The organism is Palleniella muris (genome assembly GCF_004792655.1).
GTDB classification, from domain to species: Bacteria; Bacteroidota; Bacteroidia; order Bacteroidales; family Bacteroidaceae; genus Prevotella; species Prevotella muris_A.
Genome location: NZ_SRZC01000007.1, coordinates 21,299 through 44,311, shown reverse-complemented (window position 1 = coordinate 44,311; position 23,013 = coordinate 21,299). Strand labels below are relative to the sequence as shown.

Below are 23,013 nucleotides of genomic sequence, written 5' to 3'. Positions count from 1 at the left end.
CCCGGTATTATGGTCGTCGTGCTATATCTGCAACTTATAAAGGCACTCGCCTGATATGGGAAGCCGTTAGCAACTGCTTAGCCGGTGGATGGTGGCAACATGGGCATGGCTGGGATTATGGAACCGGCTGGGGTGCAAATCGCAAATAGTATATTTTAATAATAATTTCTATGGCAAAGAATACTGTAATTCGCAAAACTTTGACCTCGCTAAAGGAACCTTGGTGCAATAAAGAACTGAGAGAAAGCGTGGACATTGAAGACATTGAAACCTTTCTGAAGAGCCAGCTCGGTTCTAAGATAGGCTATCCAGTCATTCCACAAACTAAAGATACCGATGGCTATTACCATCTTTGGGGGTTTGCGGACAAGGCAGCTTATGATGATTATATGACCGATCCTGATTCTAATGCGGATTTGAGATTGGCTAATATAGCGATTCCGCTACTTGAAGAACAAGGTGGAATCAGCAATATCGTTAAGCTAACCAGAATCTCTTCAGGCTCGATTGTGACCAGTAAGCCAATTGCAAGTGTAGAAGTATCTTATCTGTGGCAGCAGTACAATCCTATTACTCAGGAAACAACGGACCAGGATGAAGATGCAACCATTGTTGTGTCTTGCCGTACACAAAATTCAAATGGAGCATGGGGTTCATGGGATTCCAGCAAGGAGTTTACTGTGAATATTCAATCCGGTCAAGCCAAAGTGATTGACCTGAGTAAACTCTTGACATCTGATGCTACATATCAGGTGCGCTTGGTTGCGACTGGCGAAACCAGTGGCATTTCTGCCAGTCCTGTTACAATGACAATCGTATATTCTAATGTAGTCGCAAACTACGAAGGTTCTATTGCAACTGCTTATCAAGGCGCGAGTGTACAGTTACCCTTCCGTATTTCCGGTAGTGTACAGAAGCAGCTTCGTATCAAAATTAACGGTTACACGAAAAACTATACACTGGGCACCGCCACTTATATCGATAACACTTATGGTGCGGTGCTTAGTCAGGCTGAGTTTACGTTAGTGCGTGGGGCGGTAAAGGCAGAGGCATGGATTGCTTTTGGTGAGGGCTACACCGCAGAGACAGAACATCAAGAGTTCCAATTTATCTATATTCCAGAAGGAGATACTTCGACAACACCTATTCTGGCAGTTACGGATATTATGGAAGAGTTCCAGAACTGGACTCGTGCTACCATATTCCGCTATGCTATTTACAATCCGGTTCAAAGTGAAACCCAACTGAATATAACTCTACAAGATAGAGATACAGGTCAAGCATATATCCAAAAGAGCCAGGTGTGTGTTAATGGTGAGGAATACGCCTTTGATGAGAACTTCTCTATGGAGTATGAAGGCGAGGAACAACCGAATATAATTCATGCTCAGGCTGTGTTTACCAATGCAGCAGGCGTAACATTTGGTAACAATATCAATTTTACTGTTGACAATTCAGAAAACTTTGCACCTACCAAGGGGGCAAATGTCGTAATTTCAGCAGAAAAGCAAAGCATTGTTATTGATGAGGTCGAGTATGAGTTGAGTGACTTGTTGTCTAATCCGAAAGACACTAATACAGGTTGGCTTAGTAATCTGGAATCAGATTCTACCGGAGCGCAAGTTAATGCCCCGGTTCTTAGTATTGGCGCCGGCAATCGTTTGACTGTACCGTATGAATTGTTTAATGAGAATACTGGTCAGAATATTAACGGTGTAGAGGGATCCATTACTATTGAGTTTGACCTTAAAGCCAAGAATATTGTGGGTGACGCGCCTATTATTGACGCCTCAGCCCCTTTCAGTCAGGCTTATACAGGATTGAAATTTTATCCTACGCGTGTAGTTTGCTTGAGTCGTAATAATTTTACGGAAGATATTTGCGATGCTCACTACCAAGAGGAAGTCCGTGAACATATTGCAATTAACATTATTCGTAATTTGCGTGGTGAGGGCATGAACCTTGTTCGTATCTATGTCAACGGTAAGTCCAATCGTTCATTCATCTATACTGATGAGGACAGATTCACGCCAATTGGCGTGGCTGGCGCACAGAACATTGTGATTGGCTCAGATGAAGCTGACGTTGATATTTATGGTGTTCGCATTTACAAAGGACAGCAGCTTGGTTCTACTCAGATTCAGAATGACTACATGGCTGGGATGCCAACCATTGAAGATAAAAAGTTGTTCAAGCGTTTCAACTCAATTTTTAATGGTACGGAGATTGGTTATGACTTGTGTAATGCTATGGGGCTTAACACAATTCTTCGCCGTATTCCAGAGGGCGGTCATTACCCTTCTCGCGAAAATCAAAGCAAGCAGAAAAATGTGGCTGTTGATGTTCGCATTTACACCGAGCGTGGCAATGCCGAAAGTCTTGATACTAAGCACTCTGGCACGTTTACTGGCATGACTGATAAGGGACAGGGAACTTCTGCTAAAGGTTATTATTGGTGGAACATTTCTGATGGTTTTGAAGACGATGAAGAAATCTCTGCTGATGAATATAATGCTAATGATCCAACTCACTATACAGAAGATGGGAAATACTATAAGAAAATATCGTATTTCAACTCACTGGATGGGGTAAGCCAGGTGTATGCTTCCAAGTATGAGTTGGAAGAGGGTCGTGGCGGTATCACGAAATTGGTTGGTAAGTGCAACTATGCTTCTCCGATGCAGAGCCATAAGCTTGGTGCGATTTGGGCTTATGATGAGCTTTGGCAGTCGCTCGTCAATAATGGAAGCGATGGTCGTCCGGTGCTTCAGGACACCCATGCTTGTTGTTACGAAAAGCCGTTCCTTGCTTTTTATCAAATAGGCAATGGCAATCCTGTGTTTTGTGGTTTCCAGACTTGGGGTAGCGGTAAAGGCGATAAGAAAACATTTGGTTACGATAAAAAGAAAAGCCCGGACTATCTCTGTGTTTCTGGAGCCGATAATGGTGCTATTGCAGCACTTTTCCAAATGCCTTGGATTGTCAATAAAAACACACAGGGCGCATGGGAAGGGAATATCTATGCTAAGAGCGTAACTATCAATACTGGCGATATTAAAAACGGCTACTGTTATAAGAGTGGTAATAGTGATACACTTGCTTTTGAAGTTGAAATTGGTTCCAAGTATGATGGTGGAGAAACAGATAAGGGCGTACTACGCATTGAGGATGAGGCAAAGGGTGGTACAGAAAACACCCTCTATACTCATTTTGCAGACTTTGCTAATTTTGTTTTTGCATGTTCGCCTTTGTTGAAGCCTTATGCCGGCACTGAAGCTCAATTGATTGCGGATAGTGACAATTTGGTCCGTGACCATCAGTATTGGATTTTCAATTCTGGTTCAGACCGCTTTAATGTGTATTACTTTAACCCCGCAACCGCTAAGTTCGAGAAAATTGTCAAGGTCCCTACTGCGTGGGGAAGCGATGGCCGTGCTTATACTTATGGTAGTCCTAAACTTACTGAACAACTTGCCGGAATTGTTATCAGTGTTGATACGGTTGATGGCAAGCAAAATATGACACTTGAAGAGGCAATGAATACTTTGGGGACATCAAATATGGATGTGCTTAATGACATTTTCTCTAAGGCTCGTGTTGCATATTTTGCTGCTCACGCTTCTGCGTACCTCGACATTACTGATATTGTATTTCATCAGTCATTTGTCAAACTGGAGGCTTGCACGGATAACCGTACCAAGAACGTATATCCGTGGATTGATCCGGCGATTGACAAATTGGTTCGTTGGAAGCAGGACGACCTTGACACTATCAAGAAGACCGATAACCAAGGTCGTCAAACTAAGCCGTATTATGCGTTGGAACATACTAAAGATGCTAATGGCAGCAACTATTGGAATGGTGAGAACAATATTCTCTTTACTCTTATTGAGCGTGCCTATCCTGATCGTATGCGTAATATGATGCGTGACATCTTCACCCTGATGGCTCAAATTGCTGGAAGTGTAGAAGAATATATGCAGAAGCGTTATTATTGGGTTCAAGAGTATTTCCCGGCTGTGGCATATAATGAAACGAGCCGAGTGCTTTATGAAGTTGCTCAGGTGAAGTTGATGAGTGGGCTTATCGATGTGAGTCAAGACCCTATCACACAGGCTGTAGGAGACCAGTTGGAGTGTGAGAAGCAGTTTATGAATCAGCGTTTGCCGATGCTAATGTCATGGTGTGAGTATGAGACCGGTGGTGATGGCACCCTCAGTTTCCGTTCCGTGAATAACCAACAGGGACAGTCACCCACATACGACATAGAATACACCGCTTACCAATATATTTATCCGAAGTTGGCGATTGGTGGTAGCATGGCAGCATTGTATGCCAAAAAAGATGGAGAGTGGGTTAATCAAGGTAGCGAGCCTTACCTCTGTGCCCCTGGAGAGACTGTACGCTTCATTGTCAATACTGACTCCAATACTCAGTTTACACTGCGTTGGATGCACTATGCTAAGAGTATTGGCAATCTTGGTGCGCTTCCATGCGGAGAAGATGGTAATGTAAATATAACCGGAAGACGACTGAGAAAATTAGAGTGTTGGTCAGCAAACGGGGCTCCAATAGAATTTCATCCACGAGGAATCGTCATATCAAATTGTCGTAATCTTGAAGAAATAGACTTCACTAATGCGTCAGCGTTCTCTGGTACGTTCTCTGCGGATTTGCCACGCCTACAATCGTTGTTACTGAGCGGTTCGTCATACACCAGTGTAACACTCCCCAAAACATCAACACTGACCGAAGTGGAGTTGCCGGGTACTGTTAATGCTATCACTGTTGATGGTCAGCCGAATCTTGTAAGTATGCTGGTTGAGGGAATGGAAAACCTGCGGACTCTGCGTATTATCGGGGAGCATCAGATTCAGCAACAGACACAATCACTTATACAACTTGCTTATACACAAGCTAAAAATCTCAATCTTGTTGAGATTGATAATGTATTATGGACAGGGTTTGCCGTAGATGCTATGATGTGGTTGCAGCAATTAGAAGCCAATTTGACTGGTAGTATTAGCTTGAGTGGTAATTTGTCATTCGACAATAAATTGGCATTGGCTAACACTTATGGGAACATTGATGATGCTGCTAATAAGTTGTTTATCAATTATACAAAGCGTGCAATTAACAGTATTTCTGTTAATGGTCCAACATACATAGCTGAAACTGGAATATACCAGTATAAACTGGTTTGCTCTCCTTCTACCGGTAATGATGTCGCTCTCAAAGATGGGAAATTGGCTATCAAATGGGGTATTGATGATAGTGCCAAAACTTATGGCACTTTTATTGATTCTGCAAATGGTATTTTACAAGTTACCAAATTGGATGAAAGTGGCACTGATATGCGTTATTTGGCTCAGTGTGAGCTTACGAAAACCACAGGTACTATTTTAACCGCAGAGTTTCAGGTAGGATTTTATCGGCGAGTGCCTAAAATTGGAGACTTTGCTTATGCAGACGGTACATTCGATGATCAATACATGAAAGATAAGACATTGGTTGGTATTGTTTATAAACTTGACGAAATGTGGCAAGGTGACAATGAAGCAGAGCCTACTATTTTTACTGGTTATAATAAGCCGACAGAATCTTTTAAGGAAACAAGGAAACTTGTGGGTTATCAAATTAGTGTTGACGCTAAAGAGAATATCCCATTCAAAAGCGAAAGTGGCTTTATCAATGCTGGAAGTTCCGTTTGGGGGCTTTATCCAAGTAGTGATACAAATGGACATGGTAGCATACAAAGTGAAATTAGTGCGGCAACTGGTATCTCCAGTATTTTCGACTTGCCCGGTATTGTCAATATTACAACCCGTGGCTTGACAGGTGGACCTAATAATGACTATCAGACAATCGGCAATTATCTTGACATTAACGAAGATGATGGATTCAAAGATTATTCTGAAGCATCAGGCTGTGTAGTTGATTGGCAAGGAAAGCAAAAAACACAAGCGATTGTACGCCATGCGAATCAAATCATTAACGCATATTTGCTTTCAGATGATAATGAGTCGGTGGGCATTTATTTTACCGATGATGATGGTAATGAGCATCAGTTATCTGGTATTCCAACTACAGTGAAGGAGTTAGCAAACGCAATGGAAATACTTCATAAAGCCAATAATAACTTAACGAAATACCAGCAGTTTCTCTATCCAGCAGGATATGGATGTTATCTCTATCAGCCTACAGTAAAGGAAGGTGAGCAACTTGACCCTCAGTATGCTTCTGGGAACTGGTATTTACCGGCTTGTGGCGAATTGTATCGCCAGTATAGTTTTTTTGCTAAATCCAGAACTGGGGGCATGAATGAGACCTATCAAGAAGGCCAAGGTACCAGCCCGGCTAAGAGTGTAATTGACGATATGATTTTAGCGGCAATCAATTCTTCGGAGCCCAATGAAATAAAATCTAATGTCAATCCATCACACGTGGAATATGGCAATTATACTGGGCTTGAGATAGCTGCTATCAATCGATATTTCCATTCATTAGTGGAAGCCGAGAAGCCAATCTACTCAATGATTCTATGGAGAGCTTTGATTGCTAACGGTGCATCTCCGTTCACCCAGCACAGCGCAGGCTACCACTGGTCATCCACTGAGCGCAGTGCCAACGGCTCGTGGTACGTGAGCTTCGGCAGTGGTGGCAGCGGCTACTACGGCAAGTGCTACACTTACGTGGTTCGCCCTGCTGTAGCCTATCAGTTTTTTCTTTAATCTTCCTGGCGAGCTGCTTTAAGCAGCTCGCCTATAACCGTTAAATAAAACTAAAAAACATGGATATAAATGGAAAATCTATGACTTATGAGGAAGTGTGTGACTTGTTTGATAGTTCGCCTTTTAGCGAGCCTGATGACTCTGTTGTGCTTTCCAATGATGAAATAAATCGTGCCCGTCGCAATAAAAGAGAAGCCCGTAAGAAGGCTACTGGATTTCAGAATACGCCTATTTACAGGTCATTGCACGCTTCTATGAGGCTTATCATTGAGATTGTGCAATTGATGCCCAAGAAAACTGTAAAAGTATCTGACATCTTACTCCAAAATTTTACGGATATGATTCGCTGGACTGCGGCAGCATATAATCATCAAGATGATTTTCTTAAACAAAATGCACTTGAAGAAGCTATTTCTTTAATGAGTGTGATTAAAATTACGCTCAATTGTATGTCCGGTCTCGTTAGCGCTACGAAGCACAAGCAGCTTATTGCGTCCTTTGACGCAGTGATACGTCAACTTGTAGCATGGCGTGGCTCACTAATACAAAGCCAGGGTTCCGATGACGAAGCCTAATAGCTGTAACATCGGAAGAGAGCTTAGAGCTTTGCTCGGATATGGGCGGCTGACTCCGTTTCATGGTATAAACTATGTTCGGAGTTACGAAGCTGCACAGCCGCATATAAACAGCACAGGCAACCACTGGTCATCCACTGAGAACAGTGCCAACAACTCGTGGAACGTGAACTTCAACAGTGGTAACAGCAACAACAACAACAAGTACAACACTAACGTGGTTCGCCCTGCTGTAGCTCATCCGACAAAGGCTTGGCTTCGATTAAGGGAATCTTTACAGGAAGCGTATGAAGACTGTTGCCGAGGCAAGACTTCCAGTCAACAATTCCAGGATTACATTCCCATCGCTAACGAAGACTTGGACTTACTTACAACGGAACTGATAGAGAGAACCTACAAACCAGGGACCTCTACCTGTTTCCTTGTAAGATTTCCTAAACTTCGAGAAGTATTTGCAGCAGCCTTCAGAGACCGTATCATTCATCATTGGATTTGTGTGCAGTTGGTGCCTCATTTTGAAGAACTCAATGAAAATATCGGTAATGTAACTCATAACTGTCGAGTTGGGTTTGGGACTAAATCGGCAGTTGATGGGGTGTTTGAAGCCATCAAAGAAGTCACCTTCGATTATGGCATGGAAGCCTACTTATTCAGAGGAGACCTGGTAGGCTTCTTCATGTCATTGCCCCAGCGCCGTATGTGCGATAATCTGATTGATTTTGCACAAGCCGAATATCATGGTGATTTCAAGAATCTGCTGATATGGCTACTGGATGTGGTTGTGATGCACCGTCCTGAATCGAACTGTGTGTTTAATTCAGACCCAAAAGATTGGGCAGGATTGGCTCACAACAAATCACTGTTCAGGACTGGAGAAGGACGTGGCGCCCCAATCGGGAACCTTACCACCCAGTTATTTGCCAATTTCTATATGGCCGATTTCGATGTCTTTATGGTGGATTGCGTGAAAAAACTGAGAGCAAGAGGCATCAGGGCTGCTTATCATCGTTTTGTGGATGACTTTATATTGGCGTGCAATGATAAAGAAGCATTGAAGTGGTTGATACATGCTGCTGAAATTAAGATAAAATCTATGGACTTGGTAATCCATAAGGACAAACGATACTTCCAACCGGCCAGTCATGGAGTGCTATTCGTTGGCACATACATTAAGAATGGTCGATTGTATTTGAGCAATAGAACTATCGGACGATTCACTGATAAAGCTAAGGAAATCGCAGAATTTATGAAACAGCCAGCAAAAGAAATTACTTCAGCCGACCTTGATCGTATTCTTGCGACTCTCAACTCATATCTGGGTTTCTGTAAATATCGGCAAACTTATCGAATCCGTCGCAAAGCCATGCAACCGCTTATTTACTCCCAGGAGTTTAAGAGGTATTTCAAAATCAACAGAAATGTCTCTAAAGTTACCTTGAGGAAACAATGGAAGACTATTATTAGATAGAAGAATATATTATGAAACAGATTTGCAAATTCAATACACGACCGGCCACTATCAATAATGGCGGGCATAAAAAGGGACACTGGATAGTGTGGCTTAATCTTCAGGTATCAGAAATTGAGCAACTGTCAGAAAATCAGGATGAGCACTTTCAGGCTACCACGGAACGATTGGTGTTGGCCGACCGTTCTATATCTGCATTTCTTGATGCCGTAGATTCAGCTCATATCGCAGAGGCGACCACTGAAGAACTGGAATCGATTTTGCGATTCTTCCAGTCCGAAAATGACGTTGAGGCATGGAAAGCGATTCGGAAAATGCAGATACAAGGTTATGACAATAGCGAAAAGGTCAATCTCTTTTATTTTGACGGCCTTGCCCTTTGGCTTGATAAGGCAACCAGAGTGGGATTGGTTAATTCTATAACCATTGAGCAGAAGGCTAAGCGTAACACAACTTGTTTATGGTTTGGAAGCCATAGCGTCAATGTCAATGTTGATGTCGCTCTGGAAATCTTGTCGCAGCTTGAATTGTATGCACATGAATGTTATAATGTTACCGCACAGCATTTGGCTCAAATAGATAAATGCAGCACAGTTGAAACTCTTAGGACATTTGATATTTGTGCCGACTACCCTGAAATACTTCAGCTTAAAAATGCAGAATAAAGCTTGGTTTTGACACCATGCCATGAGAGTTTTGACTATTCTTCATAAAGACTTAAAGTACAATGGGCACAATAGCAAAAGGAGAAATCACACTTAGTCCGGTGAACGATGCTTATACAGTATTGCTCACCCCGTCTTCGTGTTCGATTTCTGCTGATTTTGATGGCTCAAATCCCAATTTGACTAATGCAAAAGGCACAATCACAGTTAAGCGTGGAACCAAAATAGTGCCATTCAAAGTACGTCAAGTTGTATATTCTTCTGCTGGAATTTCCGTAAGTTGGCCATTTCAAGAGGTTACAACGCTGTCCTTTGCGATGACTAAACTTGCTAATACTATTTTAGACGGTTATGTGAAATTCCAAATTACCACACAAGACGGTTTCAATTATACAACCGAAGTTCAATTCTCTTTCAATGTAGTACGTGAATCGACCATGCTTGATTGGATTCAGGATTGGGATGGCAGTAAAACCAAAGTTGGTGGCACCTATATAATGACCCCCAAGCTGTTCGTTGGTAAGAAAGAGGCCGTCCTTGACACTTCTGGCACTCAGCCAACATGGAAAGAAGGAGCATTGACAGGCGTGTACATCGGCCCTGATTTGCTTGCTTCAGGTGAGAGCAGCAATGGTATTTACGGTTATCTAAAAAGCCAAGAAATTTTTCATCTAAATGGAGATGGGGGAATGATTGGTGGATGGAGTATTGACTCTTATGGTATCTCCAGCAAAGAAGGTAGGCTTCAAATTCTCAGCAATGGTGTAATTCGCGCTGTCAATGCAGAAGGAGACGCTATATGGAGTATCGGAGAAAACGGTGAAGCCAGTTTTGCGATGGAGAATGTGAGGTTTTATGCAAACGGTGACGCCGAGTTCAAAGGGAAAATCACATCTCAGGAAGGCTCTATCGGTGGATGGACCATTGAGGAAGGGCGTATGTATAATATACCTATTGGAATATCTGCTGCCCGAAAATATATTGCCATCGCAAACGTAAGTAAACTTGAGCCCGACAGTGAATGGGGAGATGACCATTGGGGGTGGATGCGTGGATATGGCGGTGCCGCATTATATTATAGCGCCAGCAATAATTTTGGCTTTGTAGCGTATGGAACAGGTGGGGATAATTTAGTTTTTTCCGCTGGTTCTACCAATTGTATTGCCGGCTGGAACTTCGATACAGAAGCAATTTGGTCTGGTGATAAGAATAATACAGTTAAGGGATATGCTACAAATGGCATAACAATTGGCTCTAATGGTTTGCGTGGTATCAAATGGTATATTGACGCAAATGGAGACGTGTCGTTTATGGGAGGCAAAATCACATTCTCTGCTGCTGACAATGGCGGTGAGATTGTGGGGTGGAAACTTAATGCAAGCCGTTTCTCTACGGATAAGATAACTCTTGTGTCAGATGACGCAAACACTGGGCTATATATGTCTGCTGCGGCAAATTCCCAGTTCAATTCCAGGTCTGCTGCATCATTGGAAAACTTTATAGATTCCTATGGTGGCATTTACTTGAAGGTTAAAGCTGATAGTGCGGACCTTGCTGCATACGATTTGAATGGCAAACGCATTTTCAAGATTAAAAGCAATGGTGTCAGTCGTATTGCCGGCTGGAACTTTGATAACGCGACCCTCTACACTGGCACTCCTGTAACTTCTGGATATACAAACACTGGAGAAATCACTCTTGGTCCTACAGGATTGCGTGGCTATAAATGGAAATTTGAAAACGATGGCTCCGGCGCATTGGCTGGTGGTAAGATCAATTGGGATGCGGACGGCAATCTCAATGTTGATGCTAAGATTAGCGCAAACAATATTACTGCTGGCACTATATCTACTGCATCTATTCAATGTGAAGGAAAATGGGCTTTACTTACAGATGGCTCAGGATATTTAGCATCCAACCATCTATTTTGGGATGATAATGGTAATCTAACCGTAGAAGGAAAGATTGTTGCTACATCTGGTAGTATTGCGGGGTTCAAAATTTCATCAGGGTGCATCGGGGTTGAAAGTTCAAGTAATTCCGAACCAGGGTCAAATTCGCAAGCGAATTGGGCTGCTTTAACAATTTATAAAGATTTCTTTAAGGTTGGAGGAGCTAAAGGATATGTCATGTTTGGCAATGATGTCATTCCGAGCTCCGCAGGTGGCGCTTTCACGGCAGTTGGTCGTATTGTCAATAATGCTCCTAATACTTTTGGGTATTATGGATTTGATCAAGCAAATTACGGTTTGCTAATCAATGTTACCGGTGGTACGAAAAACTATGGTATAGAATCAAACGCTGCTTTGAAGGCTCCTGCATTTATTAACACAAAAGCTAAAATGCTTACTTTTGGGAGTGGATCCTATACTGTTGATTTCTCGCAATATAATATTATTTTAATGTATTACAATCAGCCGGATTATAGCGGTACAGAAGTAACTCTCCCAACGGAATCATCCGTGGCTAAACAATTTGGCCTAAGCACTCTTCCAGATGACTTTGCTACTATAGTGACTTTTAGAGTAAGACCTGGTTCAAAGAAGATCATATTGAAAGGAATTTATAATCACAATGAAGGAGTGCAAGATTACGAAATGGCTTCTGGAGATTCTATAACAGTGTTAATTAGCAAAATTGACGGTTTTAGATACCAAATACTAAATCATTCAAGTTAATGCGTAGAGATATAGAAATACATATTATAACTGGTGATGTTGCCATCAGCCCCCGGAATAAAATCAAATTGAGAGAGTTTCGGTGGGTTGATGAGCCGACATTATTATCTCGTTATATTTATGGTGAGATAGATGTGCCATATACACTTAGCGAGCGCACCATACTTAATCAAGGGGTGTGCTTCGTAATTCCTTATACACCGAAATACAAAGAGTTCATGCTCCGAATCCGGCGTGTAAATGAAGATGGAACATTTGTCTATGTCAACAACGATGTAGATGGTTCCCAGTGGTTTCTTGTTAAGTCACAAGTGTATGGCGCCACATTAAGAAATGTATTTGCATCAGAGTTGCCTTCTATATCGGAGAATGGATTCTTCGTCATACTCAAAAATGGTATTGCTCAATTATATGCCAGCAGTCAATCCGATTTTAATATCATCAAGGCTGGACGACAGAACGCAAACTGCCTTCTTGCTTGTTTCCCTGGTGGCAACTATCGTTACCCATTGACGGGCGTTGGTCTTGCTCGATGGATTAACTCAAACAATGTAACATCAACCAGTCTGACCAAAGTACTTCAGGATGAATTTGGTGCAGACGGCGTAACGATTCGTAATGCCGCCTACAATTATGAGACCAAGCAAATGGAGTTGGACGCAAAAGATTTGGAGGGCTAAACTATGGGCGTATATACAGTAAAACCGAATCAGAATTTGTTTGATGTAGCCCTGCATTTGTATGGCAGCATCGAAGGACTATTTGACCTTCTCATTAGTAACCCGGAACTCAATATGACTTCAGACCTTGTGTATGGTCAAGAACTCATATACCATGAAGATTTTGTATTGAATGAATCAGTTGTGAGCGAGTTCAAAAAACAAAATATCACCCCCTCATCTGGAGCACGTAAAGTCTATTTCAAACGTCCTGGTGAAGATTTGATATTCCTTGTAGGAGTCAATGCGGATATGGCCTTCACTTCCTTCAAGGTTGCGGGAGAAGGCATAATGATTATTGATTGGGGAGACAATACGGAATTGGAACGTGTACAATTAACCGTAGCTGTACAATCTATTGAACATTATTTTGATAATGAGACAGAAAAGAGACGCATCCGCATTTATGGAGACACCCAAGCGCTAAAATTCACTCAGCTCGATACAACAGGGTTAGCTGGAGCTTTAATTCTTTGCAGGCCTGTTGTTGTCGATGAATATGCTTGCACTAATCATGGGTATTCATTGGTAGGGTTATCTATGTTTGAGGGCACATATAAGATAGACCTTCATTCGACTACTATTGACAGTCTGCTACCGATAGGCGATATGAGCCTTCAAGAACTTGACTTGACAGATGTTCGTTTCCTGCATGATAACACTGTGGACGATTATCTTGAATATATTGTGGCTCATCATGCCGATCGTCGGCCTTGCACTATATGGCTGACAACAGAGCCTTCAGAAAGAGGATATGCAGCTATCAATATAATTCTAAATGAGCCGGAGTGGAACATTTCAGATACATGGAAATTTTATATTAACCATCAATTATATCAACCTGACAATGGCACGAACATTAAGTGAAATATATGCTGAGGCAAAAGATAGTCGCAACCAGTATCTTGAGCTCACAGAGTTCGAGAACAGCTCTAAGATGTCTATAATTGACGCATTTACATGGGTTACATCGGCGTGCATCTGGACGTTTGAAAATGTCTTGGATGTATTTAAGATTGATCTGGCGAAAGACCTTCAGAATCGAATCAATGGCACTCCGGCATACTTTGCCAATGCTCTATTGAAATATCAATCTGGCGATGAACTGGTGATGAATGAAGATGGAACAGCTTTTTCTTACCCTAATATTGACGCCTCTAAGCGTGTTATTACGAAAGTGGCGTATTTTGAGGAGGAAGAGGTTGGGTTCCATGATAAACTGGTTCGTTTCAAGATAGCGACAGGAAAGCCCGGTGCCTATGCTCGTATTGAGGAGGACGAGTTGATTTCAATCCGGGCCTATCTCAATCAAATATTGTTTGCCGGCCAACATGCTAAAGTGGTTAGTCGCATTGGTGATGTATTGATACCACGGGTAGTTGTGTATTACGATGGTGCTGTGACCGAAGATGAGATATATCAAGCAATTGAAGATGCCCTCAATGAATATATCGCTAATATCGAGTTTAATGGTTTAGTGTATGCTCAGAAAGTAATTGACAGCATCCAGAGTGTTGAACACGTTACTGATGTGTCTGTTTCTTCAGACGATACTGACCATCAAGGCATATTTGTTGCCAAGTATGACGATGATAATCATCTTATCAAAGATGAAAATGGCAATGTCCAGACTAAAATTGGACGCTACTACATCCCTAATTCTGGCTATATCAAGCAGAGCTCTTGCGCCGATGAGGAAGTGGATATTCCTTTGTGGCGTGATACAATAATTCTTAAACTGGAAGATAACGTATGAGGTACTTTATCAACTTCGACAAAACGATAAATCAGCTTGTGCCTTACTATATAGGAGGACGCAAACTGATTCTGTATCTGCAAGCATTGATGTCCCCGTTACGGCGTGTCAATGATGGCTTTGTAGAATATGCCAAAGAAACGAGAATCGAAGCTGCTATGACCTCTCAGATTTTTAAGTTTGAATGGTACCTCAATCGTAAATTCAAAAAGTATTTTGCGAATGGTGGGCGAATTGCGATTAAAAACTCTGAAGCATTAGGCACTCCGATTTATCACGAATCAGCCAACATTGATGTGGAGCAAAATATATTAGTGTACCACGACAAAGAGGCTGGTGTTACTCGCCAATTGATTCTATATCGTAGTGATGAGCAGACAGAAGAAAGCTCTGTTAGTTTTATCGTTACGACACCCCAAATTGATACGAAGCTTATTACAGAGCAAAAATATGTCGCAATGCTGAAATATGTCATAGACAGGTATCGGCTTGCAAATAAAACTTATATCATCAAATACGATTGAAATGAAAGAATTTAGCGCACAAACCGGTGGACGTTACACCTATGCCGACGACCTGGAAAACCTTCAGGATTTGGCGTTAGCTTTTGCTCAGATTTTTGATGACTGTGACAATTTCATTGTAAGCGGTTGTGAAATTACAGGCAGTGCTATCAGTGCTGGCTATGTGTTCTTGAATGGAAAATTCCGCTATTTCTCAGGTGCTACAGGTATCACGTCATGGCCCCAGTACATTTATGAAGCCAATTTTACCGAAAATATGCCTTATGAAAGCGGTGGCTCAAAGGTTGGCCGTAATATTTATGGATGTGCCATAGGTAAGTCTGTCCCCGTAAAGCAAGACGAGCTCACTGGTAAAGCCCTTCAGTCTATTGCAATGCCTTCAACAGGCGGGCTACGCATGAAGGACGCCTTTATCGGTAAATACGCTCTTTTGCTCAATCCTGCAAGCAGTTCGCAAACTGTCAACAGTGTTGTAAATTTTGCCAAGACAATCAATGCTAATGGCGATGTTACGGTCAACAAGAGTGTCACTATTAAATCTGGTGCGATCAAGACAGAAATAAACTATAGCGGCAGTACGCTTAATGTCAAATACACCGGCAATGCGAATAATTATCAATTGTCGTTAGAAGACGGCGTGGGTCTTCGCTTTTATGCAAATGGTACTTTGATTGCCACCATTGGAGCATCTGCTATAACTTTCAGCAAACCAGTATCAGCAAATGAGGGCATGTTTGGTGGGCTCGTACTGACTGCTAATAACTTGTATCAAGGAACGGCCAATGCTACCAGTGAGTTGGCTATCAATGTATGCGGTTATAACGGCGGTATCACCCAGTTCAGAACCACCCATATCGGAAATGGTAAGGGAAAAATTCTGTTTAGCATTGTCGGTTCTGAAGGAAGCGCCAATATATATGGCGTGACAAAAATAGAAGCTGGCGTTACTGATGGGTTAATCCTGAAAGCAAATGCTCAGAAAGAAAACAATAGTCTGACTAATGCTATTTCTTGGCGTGACTCACTCAATAATGTTATGGCCCGCATTGGCTTTTTGAGCACCACAGATCAAGTATTCTCTATTTCGGTACCATCATACAATCTCAGTATCATGGGCCACGCCAGCGTAAACATTGGTCCGGCTATTATGGAAGATGGTATATTGCTTTCTGAGAAATATGTGCTGGCTACCAATTTCACTAAGGAATTGAATAAGAAAGCTAACACAGCAGATGTTTACACAACCACTCAGGCAAATGAGAAATTTGCGATAAAAGCCAGTGGGTTATCGCAGTTTGTATCAACAACCGTTACTGCGGCCGATTGCCGTTCTCATATAGGCGCTATTGGCAAAAGCGACTTGAGCTCGTATGCAAAATTGTCCAATTGCCTTTCTGATATGGCAACAAGTGATGCACAGAAACAGAAGATCCGCAACAACATCGGAGCTGCTGGCGTAGGCGATTTCCAGCCTAAATTAACAGATTCTGGTTGGAAATGGATTAAAGATTCACTGTATGTACGTCAAATTGGCAATATCGTTTGCATACAGGGTTCTACTAAAACAGTACATTCAGGTACAGTGTTTACTATACCAAACACTATAGCAGCCCCAAGTCATGCAGTTAAACATAGCATTGCTCTCTCCAATAAAAAATCCTGGGTATGCAAAATTGCAGCCGGCCAAAGGGCTTGCACAGTTGTCTATTGTGATGGCAGTTGTGGAAAATCAACAGAATTTTCAATCACTTATATGGTATAACAATGAAAACGTACAATTCACCCGCACAGGCTCGCAACTTGCGAGAAATTGAGGCCGCAGCCGCCTCTTCAGTAATTAACATTATTCCTACAATCAATGGCGACATTCAACCCGTACAAGCCGCAGAAGAAGGGGAAGAAAAGAGGACGGAAACCGAAACCGAAGCCCCAGGCAAAAAAACGCGGTCGAAAAAGAATACTAAGGAGGTTTGATGAAGTCCCTCTTGGCTATAATTTGCGATTGAACGCTCCATTAGAGTTCGACCTTATTATGCAAGTAGTCGGCTCTAATGGAGTCCCAGATGCAGATTTGGTGGAAGCCATTAGCTATTCATCCAAAAATCCATATTTCAGGACTGTGGATTTCAGACGAGTTCTGATTTTATATAGAAATGAAGGCTGTTATGCAGAACACCCCAAGAGACCGCCAAAGCCTCAAACGATTGTGGCTGCGATAAATAAGCGAAAAAATATGATGAAAGGATAATTTCAAGAATAGTCTGAAAATTGGTGCGAATGAGAAAATTGTTCGCACTTTTTTTCACGCTCTTGAAAATTTTTGATTAACTTTGCACCGCATTTCAAATTGACTTCGTACAGAATTTATTTATTAAAACTATGCAAACTCCTATAAATGAAGGATTTTACTGTGTCTGTACGAAAGCTTACAGACTTAGAACTTTTACAAGAGGCGTGTGCTACGACGTTTTTGGGAACCAGTCATGCGACACTAAGTTCTCTTTACAAGTCTGAGCACTCTCCAGTACGCACTCAGCTATTTTGGATTAGTCTCAAGAACATTCCTCTTTACATTAGTACACACTTAATCCGTCACCATGTTGGTTCTGTTCCTTTTCAACTAACTTGTCGAGATGACAGAAACGGGGGCAACCCTGGTCTGCCCGGTAAAGTGGATTTAATTATTGAACGTATCAGGGAACTGATTGATTCTTGGCATAATGGTGGTGCATTTATTGGCGACCATCAGCATGAAGTAGATGCAATCTATGAAGAGCTGGAGTGGCTTAAAAACAATGCTGACAGAGAAACGCCAGTAAACCTTAGTCTATGTATCAATGCTCAATCATTGATTGATATGTCGAAGTTGAGATTGTGTACTGGATGTGCGTCTCCCGGTACTGTAACCGTGTTTCAGGCGATAAAAGAAGAGATTGTAAAAATTGACCCGGATTTGGCTTCAGTAATGGTTCGTAAATGCGTATATCGAGGTGGCATTTGCGGAGAGCCAAGATGCTGTGGATTTAACGGAACTCAGAAATTCCGTGAAGAATTGTCTCGATATTTGTCAAATTTCAATCAAAAGCAAAAAGGGTTATTCCATGAAAACTGTAATTAAACGCGATGGCCGTAAGGTGCCGTTTGACCAGATGCTTATCACTAAGGCGATTCTCGCCGCGATGAAAGAAGTTGGTACAACGGATGAAGACTATGCAATCAAAATCGCTAACAAGATTGCAACCAAGTGCCCCAATGAAATTTCCGTTGAGGAAATTCAGAATCTGGTGGAAGAGAGCTTGATGGCTTCCAAATATAAAGATGTAGCGCGTGCGTACATTTGCTATCGTAATGAACGTAGTAAGGCCCGTCATCGTGAAAGCGACCAAACCATCCTCAGCATTATCGCTGCTGAAAAGAACGACATCACTCGTGAAAACGCCAACATGAACGCCGATACTCCTGCCGGCATGGTAATGAAAATCGCCAGTGAACGAAGCAAGGAACTGGTAGATGATTATCTTTTGTCCGAAGAAACAAAGCAAGTTGTTGCTGACAACATCCTTCATATTCACGACAAGGATTATCTGCCTACCAGAAGTTTGACTTGCATCCAGCATCCCGTAGATAAAATTCTGAGCGGAGGTTTTCAGGCTGGACATGGAGAATCACGTCCGGCTAAACGTATTGAAACCGCAAGCATTTTGAGCTGTATATCTATGGAGTCGGTTCAAAATGTCATGCACGGAGGCCAGGCTATTCCAGCATTTGATTTCTACATGGCACCTTATGTGCGTGTTACTTTTAAGGAAGAACTCAAGAAGTTGGAAACGGTTAATGAGGTTGACTTGTCCGAAGCCTATGATGCACCTTATGATGATTTCCTTATCAGACCTTTGGATGGTATGAAATCGTGGGAACGTATGGTACAGCACGCTATGAATGAAACTGTACGCCGTGTACATCAGTCTATGGAGGCTTTCGTACATAACCTGAACACCATTCATTCCCGTGGCGGTAATCAAGTAGTCTTCAGTTCTGTCAATTACGGTACTGACACATCGGCAGAAGGCCGTTGCGTAATCCGTGAACTGCTGCTGACTACAGAAAAGGGAATTGGTAACGGCTCTACTGCTATATTCCCTATCCAAATTTGGAAAAAGAAACGGGGTGTAAGCTATCTGCCTGGTGATCCAAACTATGACCTTTATAAATTGGCGTGTCGCGTAACGGCCAAACGCTTTTTCCCGAACTTTGTTAATCTTGATGCGCCGTTCAACCAGCATGACAAATGGCGTGCAGACGACCCCAAACGCTACATGTATGAAGTAGCCACGATGGGATGCCGCACCCGTGTATTTGAAGACCGTCATGGCGAGAAGACTTCTGTGGGGCGTGGCAATCTCAGTTTTTCGACTATTAACCTTCCAGGCATCGCTTTGAGTGTTCGAGATATAGAAGATGAGAATGAACGTATCATCGCCTTCTTCGATAAGCTTAATAAAGCGATGACGGTAACGGCACGGCAGCTACTCGACCGATACGAGTTCCAGTGCACCGCTAAAGCCAAACAATTCCCATTGTTGATGCAGGGTTTATGGGTCGGTTCTGAAACTCTTGGTCCCAATGATGAGGTAAGACCAGTACTTAAACATGGTACCTTGGGAATCGGTTTTATTGGCCTTGCAGAATGTCTTGTAGCACTCACGGGTAAGCATCACGGAGAAAGTGACGAGGCTCAGGAACTTGGCCTGAGAATTATAGGCGCTATGCGTAATTGCGTCCAAGCATTTTCCGACCATTACGATATGAATTTTTCTGTTCTTGCAACACCGGCAGAAGGTCTTTCCGGCAAGTTTACAAAGAAAGACAAGCAGAAGTATGGCCTTATTCCTGGTGTAACAGACAGAGAATATTACACCAATTCAAATCATGTTCCAGTGTACTACAAATGTAGCGCTGCACATAAAGCGCAGATAGAAGCGCCCTACCACGAATTAACTCGTGGTGGACATATCTTCTATGTCGAGCTGGATGGTGATGCGACACACAATGTAGAAGCCGTAATGAATGTGGTGGATTTGATGGACAAGTTCAATATTGGTTACTGTTCAATCAATCATACCCGCAACCGTTGCCTTGATTGTGGATATGAAGATGCGCAAAAGGAACTTCATACATGCCCAAATTGCGGAGGCGATAACATAGATACCCTTCAGCGTATTACCGGTTATCTTGTAGGTACAACAGATCGTTGGAACTCTGCAAAACTTGCAGAACTAAAAGACCGGGAGACACATGAGTAATATACTATATGTAGCTAAGATTGTCAGCTCAACCTCAGTTGATGGGGTTGGGCTGCGCAATTCCCTGTATGTGTCTGGGTGTAATTTTCATTGTCCCGGATGTCATAACAAGGAATGGTGGCCATTGGAGTCTGGGCAGGAAATGACAATTGAGGAAGTTTATGCAGCTCTTAATGTTGACGACTTCAATATTTCCATTCTTGGCGGCGAACCTCTTGTGCAGTACCCAGCAATTCTTGAACTGTGCCGATCCATCAAAGAACGCACTGATAAAACCATTTGGATATGGACCGGATATGAAATGGCACAAGTTAAAAGCTTGTTTAACGACCTGATAAAATATGTAGATGTCATAGTTGATGGGGTTTTCAAAGAAAACTTGCGAGATGCGACACTACCATTTAGGGGATCGAAAAATCAGCGGATTTATGAGATTGTGCATAATCCGGAAATCCGCATTACTGATATATCTGACAGGTTTGATTAGTGTAATAAGCAAACACTTTCAAAAATAATCTTTTTAATATAAATGAAAATGTTAAATACTTGATTTACAGCAATAATGCAAAACATATTTTCAAGCCCTTGAAAAATTTTCGCCCAAAAATTTTGTTAGGTTGAAAAAATGTCTTAACTTTGCAGCGCAATCAATAATAACGAATGAATATGACATGATTAGAAGTAAGGGCATAGTCGAAGTCCATGAGGGCTATGCCGACACCAGCGAGCTTGAAGAGGCTGTGGACATTCTGCCAGATGGAGAATATGGTTATCTCCTGTTTGACAAGAACAAGAACCGCTCGCTACCTCAGTTGAAGTTTCTTTTTGGGTATTTACTGAAAACTCTAAGTGAAGAGTTAGAAGGCAACCCAGATCCGGAAGCACTATACAGTTATTTTGAAGAGCTTTATGCTCCGATTCATCGCTGCAAAATCCCAGGAGAGGCAAATGTATTTGAATACTTTGACCTTAAAAACGAACCAGCAACTGAGATGGATTATGTTATTGAAAAAATTATCCATCATGCCAAGACAGAATGGGGTATTGACCTGCTTTCCCGCGAAGGGATTAAAGCTGCTGAAGCAGCAGAACTTTATGCAGGTGCCTATGCTGATACTTGGAAGAATTATCAAAGGAAAGTCTAAAAGACAATTCTCCCATGATGGAACAAGAAAAAAAAGCACGTACACTCCATGACGTGTTTGCGGCATCCCAAGAAACATTTGATGACGCAAAGAAAAAGAGTGCAGAAGAGAGCAGCAAACGCGCCTCGTTTTTCCGTTTTGCCAAAGATGGCACTTATGCTATTCGTATTCTTCCTTTGGCACCAGTTCAAGACCAGGATGGTAACTTCTTACCGTTGGAACGTAAGGGCTATGAATATCCGCTTCGTTCCTTGATGCTCAAAATTGAGAACGACAAGAAGCTGGTGAAGGGTAAGCCGTCTATTACCTATGTTACAGTTTGTAACGCCAAGTATGCCTTTAAGGAAATCAACGCAGACCTTATTGACACCTATGTTTCCGTGGCATGTGAAAAGTACGCAGACGATGACAAGCTCTGTAAGAAGTTGCGTGAAGGCAGTTTTTCCGGTGGCTTGAAGTGGGATTCGCGTCGTTGCATGTATATCATCGACCTTGACAATCCCGGCGATGGCATCCAAATCCTCCAGCTTTCTTATTCACAGTACAAAGACCTTGAAGAGCGCAAGTTGAACTTGTGGGGCAAACTGAACAAAAACGGAAAGATGGTGCCATGCCCTATTTCTTCTATTGACTCAGCTTATCCTGTTGAAATCACTCGTAAGACTGAGAATAACAAGCCGGCATACAGTTTCAACATCGACACCGTATCTGATAAGGATGTTCTGGACGAAGCTATCCTCCAGCAACTGATTGACATGCCTCGTCTCCCAGAGCAAATTTACCGTTACACTCGTTATCATTTGGAGGCTACTGTTGCTTATCTCAGTCAGCTCGATGAGAAGTTTGACATCGATGTGATGAGCGAAGACAAGGTTCAGAACTGTATTGACCAGATCAAGACCTTGCTGCTGGCAGACGATCAGTCTCACTTTACTCTTGGTGAGGGTAAAGAGGATGAATCTGATAGTGGCTCTGCTAATGACATTGATTCTCTGTGGGCTCGTTACGATGCTCTTTGCAATGATGACCTCGATGACCAGACTGCTGAAGGACAGGAACTTCGCACTGACATTATGGCTTATATTGAAGCGCATAACCTTGATGTAAAAGTAACTCGTAAGAAATCCAATGAAGATATTCTGAATGAAATCGAGGATGAACTTGCCACAGTTGCCAACAATAGAGGTAATGAAGAAGAGGAAGAGGATGAGGAGGAAAAGCCCGATTCTACTCCTAAACGCCGTCAGGCCCCTGTTGAAGAAGAGGAAGAGGATGCAGAACCCGCTCAGCCAGCCGATGAGGAAGAGGACGATATACCAGAGCCTGAACGTCCCCGTTCACGTCGTGAGCGCAATGATGACACCAACGAACCGGCCGCACGTGCAAGTCGCCGTGGAGCCCGTCCACCCCGTCGTCGTGATTAAATAACAACGCACTTTAATCGAAATG

Annotated in this window: 16 protein-coding genes; all 16 read left to right on the top strand. The window is 42.4% G+C overall.

The annotated features are described in order from the left end of the window. Positions 1–170: 170 nt before the first annotated feature. Entirely contained in the window at positions 171–6,731 is a 6,561-nt protein-coding gene (locus tag E5358_RS05425) for a hypothetical protein (RefSeq protein WP_135939241.1), read from the top strand. A 59-nt stretch (positions 6,732–6,790) separates the two neighbouring features. Then, positions 6,791–7,306 (top strand): hypothetical protein, encoded by a 516-nt coding sequence (locus E5358_RS05420; RefSeq protein ID WP_104405154.1) that lies wholly within the window; start codon positions 6,791–6,793, stop codon positions 7,304–7,306. 166 nt (positions 7,307–7,472) lie between these two features. After that, complete coding sequence (locus E5358_RS05415; protein WP_135939240.1) at positions 7,473–8,774, top strand: RNA-directed DNA polymerase; 1,302 nt, start codon at positions 7,473–7,475, stop codon at positions 8,772–8,774. An 11-nt stretch (positions 8,775–8,785) separates the two neighbouring features. Beyond that, positions 8,786–9,439, top strand: coding sequence for a DUF4376 domain-containing protein (locus E5358_RS05410; protein WP_135939239.1), 654 nt, complete (start codon positions 8,786–8,788; stop codon positions 9,437–9,439). A 62-nt stretch (positions 9,440–9,501) separates the two neighbouring features. Beyond that, positions 9,502–12,117 carry a hypothetical protein gene (locus tag E5358_RS15280; protein WP_277821168.1) on the top strand — a complete coding sequence of 872 codons (2,616 nt, stop codon included), beginning with the start codon at positions 9,502–9,504 and terminating at the stop codon, positions 12,115–12,117. Beyond that, on the top strand, positions 12,117–12,797 hold the full coding sequence (locus tag E5358_RS05400) for a hypothetical protein (RefSeq protein ID WP_135939238.1): 681 nt from the start codon (positions 12,117–12,119) through the stop codon (positions 12,795–12,797). The genes E5358_RS15280 and E5358_RS05400 overlap by 1 nt, the downstream gene beginning before the upstream one ends. Before the next feature lie 3 nt (positions 12,798–12,800). Then, on the top strand, positions 12,801–13,703 hold the full coding sequence (locus E5358_RS05395; RefSeq protein WP_135939237.1) for a hypothetical protein: 903 nt from the start codon (positions 12,801–12,803) through the stop codon (positions 13,701–13,703). After that, positions 13,684–14,592, top strand: a complete 909-nt coding sequence (locus E5358_RS05390) for a hypothetical protein (protein WP_135939236.1) — start codon at positions 13,684–13,686, stop codon at positions 14,590–14,592. Before E5358_RS05395 ends, E5358_RS05390 begins: the two co-directional genes overlap by 20 nt. Continuing rightward, positions 14,589–15,116: a hypothetical protein gene (locus E5358_RS05385; protein WP_135939235.1), complete on the top strand. Its 528-nt coding sequence runs from the start codon at positions 14,589–14,591 to the stop codon at positions 15,114–15,116. Before E5358_RS05390 ends, E5358_RS05385 begins: the two co-directional genes overlap by 4 nt. A gap of 1 nt (position 15,117) precedes the next feature. Beyond that, a complete protein-coding gene (locus E5358_RS05380) occupies positions 15,118–16,878 on the top strand; it encodes a hypothetical protein (RefSeq protein WP_135939234.1) in 1,761 nt (586 codons plus the stop codon). A gap of 96 nt (positions 16,879–16,974) precedes the next feature. Continuing rightward, positions 16,975–17,364, top strand: coding sequence for a hypothetical protein (locus tag E5358_RS05375; RefSeq protein ID WP_135939233.1), 390 nt, complete (start codon positions 16,975–16,977; stop codon positions 17,362–17,364). 147 nt (positions 17,365–17,511) lie between these two features. Beyond that, positions 17,512–18,234 (top strand): hypothetical protein, encoded by a 723-nt coding sequence (locus E5358_RS05370; RefSeq protein ID WP_135939232.1) that lies wholly within the window; start codon positions 17,512–17,514, stop codon positions 18,232–18,234. Beyond that, positions 18,218–20,419 carry an anaerobic ribonucleoside triphosphate reductase gene (locus E5358_RS05365; RefSeq protein ID WP_135939231.1) on the top strand — a complete coding sequence of 734 codons (2,202 nt, stop codon included), beginning with the start codon at positions 18,218–18,220 and terminating at the stop codon, positions 20,417–20,419. Before E5358_RS05370 ends, E5358_RS05365 begins: the two co-directional genes overlap by 17 nt. Next, a complete protein-coding gene (gene nrdG / locus E5358_RS05360) occupies positions 20,412–20,906 on the top strand; it encodes an anaerobic ribonucleoside-triphosphate reductase activating protein (RefSeq protein ID WP_104405143.1) in 495 nt (164 codons plus the stop codon). Before E5358_RS05365 ends, nrdG begins: the two co-directional genes overlap by 8 nt. A gap of 184 nt (positions 20,907–21,090) precedes the next feature. Then, positions 21,091–21,564: a hypothetical protein gene (locus E5358_RS05355; protein ID WP_104405255.1), complete on the top strand. Its 474-nt coding sequence runs from the start codon at positions 21,091–21,093 to the stop codon at positions 21,562–21,564. Positions 21,565–21,740: 176 nt separating this feature from the next. After that, positions 21,741–22,988, top strand: a complete 1,248-nt coding sequence (locus E5358_RS05350; protein WP_135939230.1) for a hypothetical protein — start codon at positions 21,741–21,743, stop codon at positions 22,986–22,988. The last annotated feature ends 25 nt before the right edge of the window (positions 22,989–23,013 follow it).

Excerpts from the sequence above, each read along its gene's own strand:
- E5358_RS05425 (WP_135939241.1), top strand. The coding sequence starts at position 171 with ATGGCAAAGAATACTGTAATTCGCAAAACTTTGACCTCGCTAAAGGAA.
- E5358_RS05420 (WP_104405154.1), top strand. The coding sequence starts at position 6,791 with ATGGATATAAATGGAAAATCTATGACTTATGAGGAAGTGTGTGACTTG.
- E5358_RS05410 (WP_135939239.1), top strand. The coding sequence starts at position 8,786 with ATGAAACAGATTTGCAAATTCAATACACGACCGGCCACTATCAATAAT.
- E5358_RS15280 (WP_277821168.1), top strand. The coding sequence starts at position 9,502 with ATGGGCACAATAGCAAAAGGAGAAATCACACTTAGTCCGGTGAACGAT.
- E5358_RS05400 (WP_135939238.1), top strand. The coding sequence starts at position 12,117 with ATGCGTAGAGATATAGAAATACATATTATAACTGGTGATGTTGCCATC.
- E5358_RS05395 (WP_135939237.1), top strand. The coding sequence starts at position 12,801 with ATGGGCGTATATACAGTAAAACCGAATCAGAATTTGTTTGATGTAGCC.
- E5358_RS05390 (WP_135939236.1), top strand. The coding sequence starts at position 13,684 with ATGGCACGAACATTAAGTGAAATATATGCTGAGGCAAAAGATAGTCGC.
- E5358_RS05385 (WP_135939235.1), top strand. The coding sequence starts at position 14,589 with ATGAGGTACTTTATCAACTTCGACAAAACGATAAATCAGCTTGTGCCT.
- E5358_RS05380 (WP_135939234.1), top strand. The coding sequence starts at position 15,118 with ATGAAAGAATTTAGCGCACAAACCGGTGGACGTTACACCTATGCCGAC.
- E5358_RS05375 (WP_135939233.1), top strand. The coding sequence starts at position 16,975 with ATGGCGACATTCAACCCGTACAAGCCGCAGAAGAAGGGGAAGAAAAGA.
- E5358_RS05370 (WP_135939232.1), top strand. The coding sequence starts at position 17,512 with ATGAAGGATTTTACTGTGTCTGTACGAAAGCTTACAGACTTAGAACTT.
- E5358_RS05365 (WP_135939231.1), top strand. The coding sequence starts at position 18,218 with ATGAAAACTGTAATTAAACGCGATGGCCGTAAGGTGCCGTTTGACCAG.
- nrdG (WP_104405143.1), top strand. The coding sequence starts at position 20,412 with ATGAGTAATATACTATATGTAGCTAAGATTGTCAGCTCAACCTCAGTT.
- E5358_RS05355 (WP_104405255.1), top strand. The coding sequence starts at position 21,091 with ATGATTAGAAGTAAGGGCATAGTCGAAGTCCATGAGGGCTATGCCGAC.